14 protein-coding genes are annotated in these 15,623 nt (G+C 63.5%); 5 read left to right on the top strand and 9 right to left on the bottom strand.

The genetic code is table 11. The features are described from left to right. Positions 1-5: 5 nt before the first annotated feature. From rfbD to AAG813_RS11440, 3 genes are all read right to left on the bottom strand, one after another. Complete coding sequence (gene rfbD / locus AAG813_RS11450; RefSeq protein WP_341915003.1) at positions 6-902, bottom strand: dTDP-4-dehydrorhamnose reductase; 897 nt, start codon at positions 900-902, stop codon at positions 6-8. After that, positions 899-1,969, bottom strand: coding sequence for a dTDP-glucose 4,6-dehydratase (gene rfbB / locus AAG813_RS11445; RefSeq protein WP_341915001.1), 1,071 nt, complete (start codon positions 1,967-1,969; stop codon positions 899-901). The genes rfbD and rfbB overlap by 4 nt, the downstream gene beginning before the upstream one ends. Positions 1,970-2,122: 153 nt before the next feature. After that, positions 2,123-4,120, bottom strand: coding sequence for an SDR family oxidoreductase (locus AAG813_RS11440; RefSeq protein ID WP_341914999.1), 1,998 nt, complete (start codon positions 4,118-4,120; stop codon positions 2,123-2,125). Positions 4,121-4,351: 231 nt separating this feature from the next. On the opposite strand from AAG813_RS11440, the gene AAG813_RS11435 reads away from it, so the two are divergent. The 4 genes from AAG813_RS11435 (at position 4,352) to AAG813_RS11420 (ending at position 7,849) form a co-directional block, all read left to right on the top strand. Then, positions 4,352-4,873: a phasin family protein gene (locus tag AAG813_RS11435; protein WP_341914997.1), complete on the top strand. Its 522-nt coding sequence runs from the start codon at positions 4,352-4,354 to the stop codon at positions 4,871-4,873. Positions 4,874-4,993: 120 nt separating this feature from the next. Continuing rightward, on the top strand, positions 4,994-6,331 hold the full coding sequence (locus AAG813_RS11430; RefSeq protein ID WP_341914995.1) for a patatin-like phospholipase family protein: 1,338 nt from the start codon (positions 4,994-4,996) through the stop codon (positions 6,329-6,331). A gap of 37 nt (positions 6,332-6,368) precedes the next feature. Further along, positions 6,369-7,028, top strand: a complete 660-nt coding sequence (locus AAG813_RS11425; protein ID WP_341914993.1) for a TetR/AcrR family transcriptional regulator — start codon at positions 6,369-6,371, stop codon at positions 7,026-7,028. 47 nt (positions 7,029-7,075) lie between these two features. Continuing rightward, entirely contained in the window at positions 7,076-7,849 is a 774-nt protein-coding gene (locus AAG813_RS11420) for a hypothetical protein (RefSeq protein WP_341914991.1), read from the top strand. Positions 7,850-7,930: 81 nt separating this feature from the next. Here the strand turns inward: AAG813_RS11420 and AAG813_RS11415 are convergent, their stop codons facing one another. From AAG813_RS11415 to AAG813_RS11390, 6 genes are read right to left on the bottom strand one after another with little or no spacing between them, the layout of a single operon-like run. After that, positions 7,931-9,028 carry a M14 family metallopeptidase gene (locus AAG813_RS11415; protein WP_341914989.1) on the bottom strand — a complete coding sequence of 366 codons (1,098 nt, stop codon included), beginning with the start codon at positions 9,026-9,028 and terminating at the stop codon, positions 7,931-7,933. Next, positions 9,025-10,221, bottom strand: a complete 1,197-nt coding sequence (locus AAG813_RS11410; RefSeq protein WP_300517661.1) for a M20 aminoacylase family protein — start codon at positions 10,219-10,221, stop codon at positions 9,025-9,027. Before AAG813_RS11410 ends, AAG813_RS11415 begins: the two co-directional genes overlap by 4 nt. A gap of 34 nt (positions 10,222-10,255) precedes the next feature. Continuing rightward, a complete protein-coding gene (locus AAG813_RS11405; protein ID WP_341914985.1) occupies positions 10,256-10,927 on the bottom strand; it encodes an HAD family hydrolase in 672 nt (223 codons plus the stop codon). Beyond that, positions 10,906-12,465 carry a glycosyltransferase family 39 protein gene (locus AAG813_RS11400; protein WP_341914984.1) on the bottom strand — a complete coding sequence of 520 codons (1,560 nt, stop codon included), beginning with the start codon at positions 12,463-12,465 and terminating at the stop codon, positions 10,906-10,908. The genes AAG813_RS11405 and AAG813_RS11400 overlap by 22 nt, the downstream gene beginning before the upstream one ends. A gap of 12 nt (positions 12,466-12,477) precedes the next feature. Continuing rightward, on the bottom strand, positions 12,478-13,404 hold the full coding sequence (locus tag AAG813_RS11395) for a lysylphosphatidylglycerol synthase transmembrane domain-containing protein (RefSeq protein ID WP_341914981.1): 927 nt from the start codon (positions 13,402-13,404) through the stop codon (positions 12,478-12,480). Beyond that, positions 13,401-14,255, bottom strand: coding sequence for a decaprenyl-phosphate phosphoribosyltransferase (locus AAG813_RS11390; protein ID WP_341914979.1), 855 nt, complete (start codon positions 14,253-14,255; stop codon positions 13,401-13,403). The genes AAG813_RS11395 and AAG813_RS11390 overlap by 4 nt, the downstream gene beginning before the upstream one ends. Positions 14,256-14,370: 115 nt before the next feature. Here AAG813_RS11390 and argE point away from each other — a divergent pair, with 115 nt between their 5' ends. Beyond that, positions 14,371-15,567 (top strand): acetylornithine deacetylase, encoded by a 1,197-nt coding sequence (gene argE / locus AAG813_RS11385; RefSeq protein WP_341914977.1) that lies wholly within the window; start codon positions 14,371-14,373, stop codon positions 15,565-15,567. The last annotated feature ends 56 nt before the right edge of the window (positions 15,568-15,623 follow it).

Raw genomic sequence — 15,623 nt, 5'->3', positions numbered from 1 at the left:
GGTCGTCAGATGATTTCTGCCAGCATGCGGGCAACACCTTGCTGCCACGCGGGAAGCTGCAGGTCAAAGCTGGCCTGCAGTTTAGCGGTGTTCAGGCGGGAGTTGTGCGGACGCGTGGCCGGCGTGGGGAACGCCGTCGTTGGAACCGGATCCATCGTGGAGGGAGATGCCTTGAGGTCCACGCCGGATTTTGACGCGAAATCGACGACGAAACGCGCATAACCGTGCCATGAGGTCTCGCCAGCAGCAGCCGCGTGGTAGATCCCCGCGAGGTCGCCAGCGCTTCCCGGCAGCGCGCTGCGCACCATGTGGGCCGTGAGGTCAGCCAGTAAATCGGCACCGGTCGGTGCACCAAACTGGTCGTCGATGACGCTCAAGCGGTCGCGCTCCCTGCCCAGCCTGAGCATTGTTTTGGCAAAGTTGCCCCCGCGCGCCGAATAAACCCAGCTGGTTCGCAAAATCAGGTGCGTCGCGCACCGGGCCGCGATGCGCTGCTCGCCTTCGAGCTTGGTCTGCCCATACACATTGAGCGGACCGGTCGGGTCGCTTTCTGCCCACGGCTTGCTGCCGCTGCCGTCAAAAACATAATCGGTCGAATAGTGAACCAGCCACGCACCGACGGCGCTGGCGGCTTCGGCAAGCACGCCCGGCGCTTCGGCGTTCACTGCATAGGCGGTTGCCACATCGCTTTCTGCTTTGTCCACTGCGGTATAGGCGGCGGCATTGATGATGACGTCGGGCCGCACCTGGTGCACTGTGGCGCTGATCCCGGCCAGATTCGCGAGATCACCGCACAGCTCCGTGCTGTGCCGGTCCAGCGCAACAATTTCACCCAAAGGCGCCAGGCTGCGCTGCAATTCCCAGCCGATCTGGCCGTTTTTTCCGAAAAGCAGGATTTTCATGCAGCGGTCACGCCGGCATAGTGGGTGTCAACCCAGTCCCTGTACGCCCCGCTTTGAACATGCGCCACCCACTCCGGGTTGGCCAGGTACCACTGCACCGTCTTGCGTATCCCGGTTTCAAAGGTCTCGGCCGGCTTCCAGCCCAGCTCGCGCTGGATTTTCCCGGCGTCGATGGCGTAGCGGCGGTCATGGCCCGGGCGGTCCTTGACATAGCTGATCTGCTCGCGGTAATGCTTTCCATCGGGGCGCGACCGAAGTTCGTCGAGCAGGTCGCAGACGATGTTCACAATGGCGATGTTGGGCTTTTCGTTCCAGCCGCCCACGTTGTAGACCTCGCCCGCCCTGCCGGCTTCGAGCACGCGGCGAATCGCGCTGCAATGGTCTTTCACATAGAGCCAATCGCGCACCTGCATGCCATCGCCATAGACCGGCAGGGGTTTGCCGGCCAGCGCGTTGACAATCATCAGGGGAATCAGCTTTTCGGGGAAATGGTAGGGGCCGTAGTTGTTGCTGCAGTTGGTAGTGAGCACCGGCAAACCATAGGTGTGGTGGTAGGCTCGCACGAGATGGTCGCTGGCGGCCTTGCTCGCGGAATAGGGGCTGTTGGGTTCGTACCGGTGCGTTTCCGTGAAGGCGGCCTCCGTGGGTGCGAGTGAGCCGTATACCTCATCGGTCGACACATGCAGGAAACGAAAGCCGGCCTTGGCCTCAGCGCCCTGACCGCCCCACCAGGCCCGGACCGCCTCGAGCAACCGGAAAGTGCCAACGATGTTGGTCTGGATGAAATCTTCCGGGCTTGAGATGGAGCGGTCGACATGGGATTCGGCCGCAAAATTGATGACGGCGCGGGGCTGGTGCCGGGCCAACAAGTCGGCCACCAGCGTGCTATCGCCAATGTCGCCCTTGACAAAAACATGCCGCGGATCATCCCGCAAAGTCGCCAGGGATTCCATGTTGCCCGCGTACGTGAGCTTGTCCAGATTGACAACCGGCTCGTCATGCCTGGCCAGCCAGTCAAGAACAAAATTGGCGCCGATGAAACCCGCACCTCCGGTAACCACAATCATGAGCCTGTCCCTCTGTGTCTCTATGCGCCTGCGCCTCTTGACGCCCGCTTGTATTATGCCTTTGGCGCTCCGGCCGACATGCACCTTCGTCGCAGGGCATAAACAAAAAAATCGCCCACAGGGAGCGATTTTCCGGATAGGTCGCAAGAACGGTCAGAAATGTATTCCGCGCATCATCTGCTGCAGCGCTACAGCCTCGGGCGACAGCGTCTGCTTGACCGGTTTGTCGCCCGGCTTCGCGCCCTTGGCGGCCGATGAGTCGGGGAACATGCGGAAACTGGTGTTCATGGCGATTTGCGCCACGCGCGGCAGCAGCGCATGCAGCACCTGGCCGGCAATGCCCAGGCGGGTGGCGATGCGCACCGGCTTGAAGATGCAGGCCTGGGCCACCAGGTCGGCGGCCTCCTCCGGGCTCAGGGTCGGTACGTTGTTGTAGAGGTTGGTCGGGGCGATCATCGGTGTGCGCACCAGCGGCATGTTGATGGTGGTGAAGGTGATGCCCTGGTCGGCAAACTCGCTGGACGCGCAACGTGTCCAGGCATCCAGGGCCGATTTGGAGGCCACGTAGGCCGAAAAGCGCGGTGCATTGGTCAACACGCCGATCGAGCTGATATTGACCACATGGCCCTTGTGTCTGGCGACCATGCCGGGCAAAAAGCCCATGGTGACCCGCAGGCAGCCGAAATAGTTGAGCTGCATGGTGCGCTCAAAATCATGAAACCGGTCATAACTGGCCTCGATGGCGCGGCGAATCGACCGGCCGGCGTTGTTGATGAGGAAATCAACGCCGCCGTGTTTCTCGATCAGCACCTGCACAAAGCGGTCGCAGTCGGCCATGTCGGCAATATCCACCGGGTAGGCGATGAAGTGGTATCCCTTGGCCCGCGCCTCCTTGCAGGCCTCGTCGAGCTTGTCCTGGTCGCGACCGCAGATGAGGGTGATGGCGCCAGCTTCTGCAAACTTGTGGGCCGCCGCCAGGCCAATGCCCGAGGACCCGCCGGTGATCAGCACCACCTTGCCGCTGACGGTGCCCTTGAGCGAGCGGTCGATGTGCAGGTCGGGGTCGAGGTGACGCTCCCAATAGTCCCACACGCGCCAGGCGTAGTCCTTCAGGTTGGGGCATTCCACGCCCGAGCCTTTCAGCGCGGCCAGCGTTTCGCGGCAGTCAAAACGCGTCGGGTAGTTGACGAAAGTCAACATGTCCTCAGGCAGGCCGAGGTCGGCCATGATGGCATTGCGTACACGGCGCACTGGCGCCAGGGCCATCAGGCTTTTCTTGACGCTGCGCGGGATGAAGCCGAGCAGGGCCGCATTGACGAACAGGTTCATCTTGGGCGCATGCGCGGCCCGGCTGAAGATGTCAAGCACATCGCCAACGCGGTACCCCACCGGATCGACCAGGTGAAAGCATTTTTTGGCAATGCTTGCCTTGTGGCTGATGACGTCCAGCGCATCGACCACAAAATCGACCGGCACGATGTTGATGCGTCCCCCCTCCAGACCCACGGCAGGCATCCACGGCGGCAACAGCTGGCGCATGCGCTGGATCAGCTTGAAGAAGTAGTACGGCCCGTCGATCTTGTCCATCTCGCCAGTGGTGCTGTCGCCCACCACCATGGCCGGACGGAACACGGTCCAGGGCACTTTGCACTCCTTGCGCACGATTTTCTCGCTCTCATGCTTGGTCATGAAATACGGGTGGTCGTAGTTCTCGGCCTCCTCGAACATGTCCTCGCGGAACACGCCTTCGTACAGGCCGGCTGCAGCGATGGAACTCACATGGTGGAAATGCCCGGCCTCGATGGCCTTGGCGAACTCGACCGTGTGGCGGGTGCCGTCCACATTGACGGCAATCTGGCTTTCCTCGTCGGCGCTCAGGTCGTAAACAGCCGCGAGATGGTAAAAATGGTCAATCTGGCCTTTGAGTTTTTTGACGTCTTCGCTCGAGACGCCGAGTTTCTTCGCCGTGAGATCGCCATGGACAGGCACCGCCCGGGCAGCACTGACGCCCCAATAGTCACGCAGGGCATCCACCTTGCCAGCACTTTCCTTGCGGATGAGGAAATACACCGTCGCACCCTTGCGCGCCAGAAGCTTCTTGACCAGCCGTTTACCGATGAAGCCGGTGGCTCCCGTGACGAAATACTGCATTGTGTTCTCCGCAAGATAACTCTGAACTTGGAGATTCTTGCCCAAGCCCGGTTGCCTGCCGGTCAGCAGAAACCCGCGCTCGCCCTGTTTGGCGCCGTTTTTCCGTGGGGCGAACCACTAGCGTTTTAGGAGCACGCCCCTAAACCTGCACGCCTGCAGCGCTTATATTTTGACAAGGGTGCCTCCCAAAGGCGGCGCCAATCAGTCATCCACCTATCGACAGGAGTTCCCATGGTCAAGAAACTGCAAAAAATGAGCGCTGACAAAAGATCCGGTCCCCAGCTCTCGGGCGCCGTGAAGGAATCGGCCCAGCAGATCTGGCTGGCCGGCCTCGGGGCCTTCTCCAAAGCGCAGGAAGAAGGCGGCAAGGTCTTCGAGACGCTGGTCAAGGAAGGTCTGTCCATCCAGCGCAAGACGCAGGCTGTGGCCGAAGAGAAGATTTCCACCGCCACCAGCAAGATGGCCACCATGGCGACCGACATCACGTCGAAAGCCGGCACCCAGTGGGACAAGCTGGAGAACATTTTCGAAGAGCGTGTCGCCAAGGCCCTGAACAAGCTGGGCGTGCCCTCTGCCAAGGACGTGGACGCCCTCATCGCGCGCATCGACGAGCTCAACAAAAACGTGCAGAAAATGGGCGCCAAACCGGCTGCATCCAAAGCAGCGCCACGTGCTGCCGCAAAACCCGCCGCCGGCAAGACCGCAGCGCGCAAACCAGCCGCCAAGCGCGCACCGGCCCGCAAGTCGGCCTGAGACCTGAGGCCTCGACCCCACAAAGGACGTTGACGCGTCCTTTTTTTTCGCCCGCTCCCCTCTGAAGGATTGCTGCAAAGCAGCAAATTCACGAGACGCCCCGGTCTACACTTCCGATTCATGACATCAGCAAAATCTCCTACCCGGCAACCAGCGAACAAGGCGAAAAAGACGAAACTCCCTGCCGCCGCGCCGCGCATCGCTCTGGCGCTGGCGGGCGGTGGACCGTTGGGCGCCATTTATGAAATCGGTGCATTGTGTGCGCTGGACGAATCACTGCAGGGACTGGCGCTGACCAAACTGCATCACTACGTGGGCGTTTCGGCCGGCGGTTTCATCGCGGCGGGCCTGGCCAACGGCATGACACCCCGAGAGCTTTGCGCCGCTTTCATTGAAAACGACCACCAGGCCTCCGAGGTGTTCGACCCGGCCTGGCTGATGGTGCCGGCCTATGGCGAATTTTTGCGACGCAGCATCATGCTGCCCGGCCTGGCAGCAACCGCCTTGTGGCGCGCCACGGTGGGACGCAAGCCTCTGCTGAACGCGCTCGAAAAACTCGGCCCCGCCCTGCCGACGGGCGTGTTCTCCAACGAGGAGGTGGACAAGCGACTGGCACTGCTGTTCTCCAAGGCAGGACGGACCAACGACTTCCGCAAGCTCAAGACGCGGCTCACGCTGGTGGCCACCAATCTGGACAGCGGCGACGCCGCACCTTTTGGCCAGCCCGGTTGGGACCATGTACCGATTTCCAAAGCCGTGCAGGCCAGCTCGGCCCTGCCAGGGCTGTTTCCGCCGGTGGAGATCGACAACCACTATTACGTGGACGGTGCGCTGAAGAAAACCCTGCACGCCGGGGTGGCCATGGACGGCGGCATCGACCTGATGTTGTGCCTCAATCCGCTGGTGCCGTTCGACGCCACGCGGGTCCCCGGGCTGTCCATGACGCAGCGTGTGATGCAGCGCGGCCTGCCCATGGAAAGGCAGACCATCCCGCGCATCGTCGACGGCGGACTGCCGGCCGTGCTGAGCCAGACCTTCCGCTCCATGATCCATTCCCGGCTGGAGCTGGGCATGAAACACTACGAACACGCCTACCCCGACACCGACATTGTGCTGATCGAGCCGGACCACCGCGACGCCGAGCTGTTCCTGGCCAACACCTTCAGTTATGCCCAGCGCCGCCAGCTGGCCGAACACGCCTACCAGAAGACCCGCGACATGCTGCGCTCGCGCCAAACCACGCTGTCGGCCAAGCTCGCCCGGCACGGCATCTCGCTCAACCTCGAGGTGCTCGAGGATTCACGGCGCCACCTGGTCAGCGAGCACCCCGCCGCCACCCGGCTGGGCCGCGCGATCAATTCACTGGAGGAAATGATGGAGGACCTGAGCCACGCCCTGCAGGCACCGCCGGCCCGCCCTGCCCGGCGCTCGACTATCCTGATTCCAACACCCGGGTGAGTGGGTTAGAGTCGAATAAAAATACGAGGTAGACACCATGGCGAAAAAAGCGCCGCGCCGAACTGCTGAACGCATCCTGGAAGTGACGCTTGATCTGTTCAACCGTTTCGGCGAACCCAATGTCTCAACCACGCTGATCTCGGCCGAACTGGGCATCAGCCCCGGCAACCTTTATTACCACTACCCCGCCAAAGACGAGCTGATCAACTCGCTGTTTGATCGCTACGAGCGCTCCCTGAGCGAGCTGCTCAACGCCAGCGACAGCGTGCGTGATGTCGAGGACGCCTGGTTCTTCATGCACACGTTGTTCGAGCTGATCTGGCAATACCGCTTCCTGTATCGCGACCTCAACGACCTGCTCAGCAAGAACCGGCGCCTGGAAACCCACTTCCAGTGGGTACTGAAAAACAAGACCCGCTCGGTCAAGACCATGCTCGACAGCATGAGCCGGGCCAACACCGTCAGCATCGACTCGCGCGAGGTCGAGGCCACGGCCACCAGCATGGTGGTGGTGCTGACCTACTGGCTGAGTTTCGAATACGTGCGCGACCCGCGCAACGCACTGGAGCCGGAGAACGCCCAGGCCGCCCTGCTGCGCGGCGCGCACCATGTCCTCAACCTGCTGATTCCCTACCTCGCGCAGGGCCAGCGCATGCACCTGCAGGCCCTGGTGGGCGCCTACACCAGCCCCGCCTGATCGCCGATTTTTCAGCCAGCCAACAATAAATTCCAAGGAGACGACCGATGGGCAAATGGACTACTTTCCCCCACGCCGGTGACTATGCATTCGATGCCACCAGCCTGAAGAAAAACTGGGCCCGCCTGCACCAGGGAGACTGCGAGCCCTTGCCCAAGGACGCCGCCGTGCTGCAGGCCTGGGTGCTGTTCCATAACGGCGAATTCCAGAAGGCCGCCGAAGCGGGCCTGAAGGCAGGCGGCGCCGGCATCACCGTGGCCAACAAGGCCACGTCCATCTACGCCAACTACCTCGAGAACAGGGAAAAGACCAAACTCGAGCTGTTCATGGAAGTCGCCCAGCGCGCCGAAGCCCAGCAAGCTGCCGATCCCCAGAACGCCAACGCCTGGTACTGGCAGGCGTACGCCCTCGGGCGCTACAGCCAGGGCATCAGCGTGGCCAAGGCGCTCGCCCAGGGCCTGGGCAGCAAGGTCAAGAACGCGCTGGAGCAGGCCATCAGACTCTGCCCCAAACATGCCGACGCGCACATTGCACTGGCCGCCTTTCATGCCGAGGTGATTGACAAGGTCGGATCCCTGATCGGCGGCATGACCTACGGCGCCAAGAAGGACGTGGGACTGTCGCTGTTCAAGGAGTCCCTCAAGCTCAACCCGGGCTCGGCCATCGCCATGATCGAATACGCCAACGGCATGGTGATGCTCGAAGGCGACAAGCGGATGAAAGAGGCCACCAAGCTCTACGAACAGGCCGCCGCGAGCACCCCAGTGGACGCGATGGAGCGGCTCGACGTGGAAATGGCCAAGGCCGAACTGGAAGATTGAGCCACAAAAAAAGAGAGGCGCATTCGCTATAGTTTTTATAGCTGAATGCGCCTATATCTCAAGGACTTGAACCCGAAAAGACTATGAAGTCAGGCCATCCACCGCCTGGAACAACGACTCCCGTGCCTGGCTGATGATCTGGTCTTTCCACGCGTCGGTGTCCACGTAAAACGCATCCATCATCTGCTGCTTGATCTGCGCGGCCAGTGCCGGCGGCGCATCGCGGTGGATATTGAGCCAGTGTTCGGCGCGCAGGGCCTGCATCATCTCGAAGGGCGGCAAGGTGCCGTACTCCATCGCGATGCCGGTGTATTCCGCGTCGGGGCACTCGTCGTAGATCGAGGTCCACATCAGGCCCGTCAGGAAAGCCGAGCTCGACGAGCCATCGTAAATCGAGGTCACCGGTGTCGCACCGCCGCCGCCCCACCAGGCGCGTGCCCGGGCCAGCGCCGCCTTGTCGTCGCGGCAGGCGCAGATGCGTTCGCCAACACCGCTGGGGCCCAGGCCGGTGTGAACGTCAATCCATGCCACCCGCCTGGCTTGGCGCGCATGGGTCTGCAGCACCTTGCGCAGGGTCTGGTTGCTCCAGGTCGGCGCGGTGCCGCCGAAAAACAGGCCCTCGGGGAACTCATGCTGGCCGCGCGTGATGGCGGCCTGGTAGGCGTCCATGCCGCGGCTGCCAATGTAATGGTCGGTGGCCACCTTGTTGTCGTCGTTGGGCGGCCACTGCTCGGGCAGCAACAGCGGCTGCAGCTCGCGGTAAGCCTCGTTGACGGGCAAGGTCTGCGAAAAGTCATGGAAGTTGCGGTTCAGGTCCACGTTTTCATGGGTGGTGCGCCGGATGTGCGAAAAACCATAGGGGTTGAGCGCATGCACATAGAGCACCGCCACGCCCTGCGCCCTGGCCTTGGCGCGCCACTCGGCGTCCCTCAAGGCAAACACCTGCACGCCGGAACCGCAGTAACCTTCAACGCCATGGCAGGCGCTGCTGAGAATCAGCAGGGAGCGGGCGTCGACCGGGCCGTCCCGCACCACGTCCATGGCCAGCACCTCGCCCTCGCGGCCGGTTTCGGGGTGCAGGTGCGAATCGACCTGCAGGCCGGCCGCAGTGGCCGCTTCCAGGAATTTGCCGCGTGCCTCGGCATAGGTGCCGGAAAAAGCGTCAGTCACTCCGCTCATGCTGCGTCCTTGGCCAGCCAGCTTTCGCTCAGGCGCACCCAGAAGGTGGCCCCCAGCGGGATCAGGTCATCGTTGAAGTCGTAGCTCGGGTTGTGCAACATGCAGGGACCGCCGCCATGGCCCATCTCGCGGTGCGCGCCGTCGCCATTGGCAATAAAGACATAAGCGCCCGGCTTGGCCTGCAGCATGTAGGAGAAGTCTTCCGCGCCCATGGTCGGTTCCTGGGCAATCACGTTGGCCTCGCCAACGATCTCGGCCATCACCTTGCGCGCAAACTCGGTTTCCTTCGCATGGTTGATGGTGGGCGGGTAGTTGCGCACAAACGCAAACTCGCACTCGGCGTCATGCGCAGCGCAGAGGTGCTCGGCGATCTGCTTCATTCGTTTTTCAATCAGGTCCAGCACCTCCAGCGTGAAGGTGCGCACCGTGCCCTGCAGCTCGCAGCTGTCGGGGATCACGTTGGTGGCCTCGCCGGCATGGATCATGGTGACCGAAATCACGCCGGCATCCACCGGCTTCTTGTTGCGGCTGATGATGGTCTGGAAGGCCTGCACCATCTCGCAGGCCACCGGCACCGGATCGACGCCGTTGTGCGGCAATGCAGCGTGGCCGCCCTTGCCGCGAATGGTGATCTTGAATTCATTGCTCGAGGCCATCACCGGGCCGGTGCTGGCTGCAAACTTGCCGACCTGGGTGCCGGGCCAGTTGTGCATGCCGAACACCGCGTCCATCGGGAACTTGTCGAACAAGCCGTCCTTGATCATCTCGCGCGCGCCACCGCCACCCTCCTCGGCCGGCTGGAAAATCAGGTAGACCGTGCCGTCGAAATTGCGGTTCTTGGCAAAGTGCTGCGCAGCGGCCAGCAACATGGCGGTGTGGCCGTCATGGCCGCAGGCGTGCATCTTGCCCTGGGTCTTGCTGGCATGTTCAAAGGTGTTGAACTCCTGCATCGGCAGCGCGTCCATGTCGGCGCGCAGGCCGATCGCGCGGCTGGAGGTGCCGTTCTTGATGATGCCGACCACACCGGTGGTGCCCATGCCGCGGTGAATGGGAATGCCCCACTCGGTCAATTTTTGCGCCACCACATCGGCGGTGCGCACTTCTTCGAAACACAGCTCCGGGTGGGCATGGATATCGCGGCGCACGGCGGCAATGCCGGCGGCCTGGGTGACGATGGAATCAATGACTTTCATGAAAACCTTTGGGTGATCAGGCCCGCCCCACCCGCTAGTCTCGTGGTGATTGGCGGACCCAGGGTTGACCTTGGTAGTGCGCATAGTCTGCCAGATTTAGCAGTTGCACGTCGCCGCGCGAATCGCCGTACGCATGCAAAACGACCGACGCTGCGGACAGGCCGCGGCCTGCCAGCCAGGCCTGCAGGCGCAGCACTTTTTCCTCGCCGTGGCAATTGCGGGTCGTCATGCGCCCGGTGAGCGTGCCCTCCCGGAGCTCCAGCTCGGTGCAGAGAACCGCATCCAGGCGCAGGGCCTCCCCCACCCCGTGCAGGTAAATGCCGGGCGAGGCACTCACGATCACGCAGCGATGGCCCTGCTGCTGGTGCCAGCGCAGCCGTGCCAGCGTCTCTTCCTGCCATTGCCGCGGCAGGTACTGCGCCACAAAATCGGCCGACCAGCGCTCCACCTGCGCCGCGCTGCGCCCGCCCAGGCTGACCTGCAGCAGGCGCGCCTTCGCCCGGTGGTTGCTGGTGAGCCGGCAGGCGTAGGCTGCCAGCCAGGGGCTGCTGCGCAGCGCGGCGAGCAGAAACCGCGGCCAGCCCAGGCTGCGAAGCAGATAGGGAAGCAGCGTGTCGCGCCGGGTCAGGGTGCCGTCGAAGTCGAAAGCCGCGATTTCGACGGGAGCCCCAGACGTCGGGGGCGTCACTGCTCCGGGATCTGGCATCGCACCTCGCCGCAAAGGCGCTCACAAAATGGGCAGCCCGTCATCGGCAGCCACGCGGGGATGTTGTAGAAACGCCGGTAAATGGTGGTCAACACCCCGTTCTTGTAGGCGGCGTAATTGAAGTTGCGGCCCTCGACCGCGTAAAAAGGAACGCCGTCCTGAGTGAAATTCAGCACCTGCACGCTGTCGAAATACGGCTGGTAGTCGGCCAGTTGCGGCTCCGCGCCCATGTGGACGATGCGCACGGTTTTGCCCTGGTAGAAAGAAAAGTCCACCAGCATGTCATCCTGCCGCGCATGGAAGTTTCCGGGGCCAAACACCGGCACGTACTGTTTCAGGGCATAACCATAAATCACCGCCGGTGTGTAGGCATTGGCCATCAGCTCCACCCCGGGGGCCGTCACCTGCGCCAGCATCTCGTTGGTTTTGTAGCTGCGGATGATCTGCGGATAGAGCTTGGCGTTTTTCCAGTTGTCCAGCGAACTGGCGTGCAGACCTGCCACCACCAGCACATGCAGAGCGGCAAACGCAGCCATGCCCAGTGCACAGGTCTTGAGTTTGTCGCGCGGCAGGGCAAAGGCCAGCAGCGCAAAACCGAAGGGGTAAAACGACAGCACCCAGTGCAGCCCCACCACCTTCTTCAGCGACAGCAACGCAAAAAACAGCAGTGGCACGACCACCACGCAGGCCAGCAGCCGCTGCTGCCGCGCCGCGGCAGCCAGCGCCGCGCGCTGCTTCCAGGCCAGCCAGGCCGCCACCGGCGTGACCAGGTAGACCAGCATGGCCAGGTAGAGCAGTGGCTTGTTCCAGGCGAAGCTCTCGCCTTCGTTGCGGTTGTAGAGGTTGAACATGATGTTCGACCAGCCGTGCGACATGTTGTAGGCGATGTTGATGGCCGGGCCGGGCAAGGCGCACAGCACCAGCAGCGCAAACGCCGCCCAGCGTTCGCGCCGGTAGACCGCGAAATACACGAGGTAGGTCAGGCCGAGCACCACCGAGAAGTACTTGGACAGGAAGGCGCAGCCCAGCGCCAGCCCCGACAGCGCGTACAGCCCCCAGGCCGTTCCGTCCATGCGCTCGCGCCGCTCGGCACGCAGCAGCAAGGCCACCGACAGCACCGACCAGAACATCAGCGGCGTGTCGGTGGTGATCAGCACATTGAGCCAGTTGAGCGGGGCCAGCCAGAAAAACAAAACCGCCCAGGCCGCACGCACGCGGTCCAGCGGGGCCAGCGCCCAGGCCACCAGGCCGCCGAGGGCCAGTGGCAGCAGGACCACCGGCAGGCGTATCGCCCAGGTCGTGTCGCCCAGTGTCGCGCGCACCAGGGCAATCAGCCAGCCGACCATGGGCGGATGGTCGTAATAACCCCAGTCGGGATAGACGCCCCACCAGTAGAAAAAGGCCTCGTCGCCGGTGATCGGAAACGTTGCGGAGAGCCACAGCCGCAAGGCCAGCGACAGCGCACCGGCAGCGACCAGCCAGCGCACCAGGAAAGGGGACAGAAGGGGGGCAGCCGGGTCGGCGGAACGTTCAAGCATGGGCAGGAGAAATTATCTGAAACTGATGTCGCGAATGGCGGCACTATAGACCAGCGCCAGCGCACCGATGGCCACGGCCAGCCACAGGGTCAGCACCCGGACCAGCACGGTGATGCCCAGCGCCTGCGCAGCACCGGCGCCATGGAGTACCAGCAGGCCGGTCAACAGCGCCTCCATGCCGCCCAGGCCGGCCGGCAGCAGGGAAAGCGCGCCGCCGACCATGGCGACGGCATAAAAGCCGGCGGCCTGCAACATGCCGATGGACAGACCCGCCTCACGGCACAGCAGCCAGACGGCCAGGCCCTGCGCAGCCCAAGCCACGCCGGTCAGCGCCAACCACACAGCGGGACGGGTCGCCAGGCACTGCCAGGCATCCCGCAGCCAGGACAACCGCAGCAGCAGGCGCCGTCGGAACACAAAAAGAAGCACCAGCAGGGCGAATGCGGCCAAGCCACTGCCCAGCGCCAGACGGTAAGCCACGGGACCACCCAGCGCGACCAGCCACCAGGCCACCGGCAGGCACATCAGCAGCAGGCACAGCAGGTCGGCCAGTCGTTCCGCCCCAAAAATTGCCAGACTTTGCGCCGTACCCAGCGGACGGCGCGCCAGCATCAGCCCGCGCGCCGCCTCGCCGATGTTGCCCGGCGTCGGCGTGAAGGTGTACCCCGCCAGGTACAGGCGCAGGCCTTCCGCGAGACCGAGCGCACGCCCGTAATGGGCCATCCACATCCGCCAGCGCAGGCCGCGCAGCAGATAGTTCAACAGGCACAGGGCGGCGGCCTGCAGGCCCGCGAGCGAGGCGAGCCGCTGCAGGGTCGCCAGAGCACTGCCTTCGCCGAAAACAGCCAGTGCCACCGCATAGGCGGTGGCGGCCAGGCCCAGAACCAGCAACAGCGGCTTGAGCGGCAGGCGTGGCGCCGGCCGGGCCGGCGGCTTCAAAAGCGGCGCCCCAGAAACACCAGCAACCAGACCGCCAGCGCCGCCACAATCCAGGGGTCACGCACCAGGTCGCGCGACACGTCCTCGCCGCGCCCCCGGTGCACCTGGTAGGCGTAACGCAGCATGGCAAACACAACGATGGGCACGCTGTAGACCAGCCGGTTGCCGTGCTGCAGCTGCGCTTCGGCGCTGGTGGCAAACAGGCCGTAGGTCATGAGGCTGGCTGTCATGGTCACGGCCATGAACATGTCCAGCAGGGCGGGCGGATAGTGATCCAGCACGGCACGCTTGGCCGCCTCGTCGTGAAAGGTTTCGGCCTTGCGTTTTGAAAATCCCAGGAACAGGGCCACGAACAGGCCGGCCAGCAGCATCCAGCGCGACGGCGGAATGCCCACCGCCAGGGTGCCGGCCAGCAGCCTGAGCATGAAGCCCGAGGCAATGATGGACACATCGACCACCGGCACATGTTTGAGCCGCCAGGAATAGGCCAGGTTCAACGCCACGTAAATGCCCAGCAGCACCAGCAAGGTTGTGTTGCCGGCGGCAAACGCCAGGCCCGCGACCAGCAGCAGCGCTGCCAGCGCCAGCGCCATCGCGGGCAACACGGCGCCGCTGGCCAGCGGCCGGTGGCGCTTGACCGGATGGCGGCCGTCACTGGCGCGGTCCAGCCAGTCATTGAGGATGTAGACCATGCTGGAAAAACAGCAGAAAGCGGCAAAGGCCTTGAGCACGGCCAGCGCCAGCGGACCGTTGCCCCAGGTCTGGCTGAACACCAGCCCGGCGAACACAAAGGCGTTTTTCAGCCATTGGTGGGGGCGCATCAAGGTGACGAGGCGGAACAATAAACGCATGGGCGGAAGAAAACTAGGTTGGGGCGGTGGGGTGGCGCAGGCATAGACCACGTGCGCGCGGTCGGGTTCAAGCATAACCGCCCCCGCCGCGGTCGCAATTGGGCCAGAATCAGACATGACCTTTGCCCATACCCTGCCCGCCCTGTCCTCTTCCGACCTGTCCGCCCCGGCCCTGGCGCTTGCGCAGACGCTGGTGCGCATGAACACCGTCAGCCGCAACTCCAACCTGGAGCTGATCCATTTCGTGCGCGACACTCTGAAAAAATCCGGCGTGGACAGCCGCATCACCTGGAACGCCGACAAAACCAAGGCCAACCTGTTTGCCACGCTGGGGGAAGGCAAACCTGCCGGGGTGATCCTGTCCGGCCACACCGACACCGTACCCTGGGACGGGCAGGACTGGTCGGTCGATCCGCTGTCGGCCCTGGTCCGCGACGGCAAGCTGTACGGGCGCGGCAGCGCCGACATGAAAAGTTTCATCGCGCTGACGCTGGCCCAGGCAGACGCCTTTTTGAACAGCCCCGCGCCTTTTGCCATTCACCTGGCGCTCAGCTACGACGAGGAGGTCGGCTGTTTCGGCGTGCGGGAATTGGTCGCCGACATGAAGGACGCCGGCATCAAGCCGCTGGCCTGCATCGTGGGCGAGCCCACCAGCATGGTGCCGGCCATCGCCCACAAGGGCGTGTACCGCTACAAGTGCTGTGTGCGCGGCAAAGAGGCGCATTCGTCGCTGACGCCGCAATCGGTCAACGCCATCGAGATGGCGGCGCGGGTGGTGGGCAAGCTGCGCGACATGGCCGAAGGTTTCGAGCGCGACGAGCCGCGTTATGAAGGTTTCGATGTGCCTTTCAGCACCGCCAGCGTAGGCCAGTTCCACGGTGGGATTGCCGACAACGTGGTGCCGCGTGATGCCGAGTTCCGCTACGAATTCCGGGACCTGCCCACGGCCGACGCGGCTTCTATGCAAAAAGAGGTGCTGGCCTATGCCCGGCAAGCGGAACCAGCTATGAAAAAGATAGCACCGGAGGCAGGTTTCAGCTTCGAGACGATTTGCGAAGTGCCGAGCTTTCTGGGTTCGGCCAACGACGCGGTGACGCGGCTGGCGCAGCGCCTGAGCGGCGAGACGCGCACAACGCAGGTGGCGTTTGGCACCGAGGCCGGCATTTTCAAGAACTCCGGCATTTCCACCGTGGTGTGCGGGCCGGGCAGCATCACGCAGGCGCACCAGCCCGACGAGTTTGTCAGCCTGGAACAGCTCGCACGCTGCGAGGCCTTTCTGCGTGGGCTGGCCGCGACGACCAGCATCGCCTGATCATCGGCAACCGGCGGTGATCAACCGGTCGGCATGAAAAAAGCGCCTGAAGCATC

Source organism: Polaromonas sp. YR568, from assembly GCF_943371715.1.
GTDB lineage: Bacteria > Pseudomonadota > Gammaproteobacteria > Burkholderiales > Burkholderiaceae_C > Polaromonas.
The sequence above is the reverse complement of the archived record's forward strand: the minus strand, read 5'-3'. Positions and strand labels throughout refer to the sequence as shown.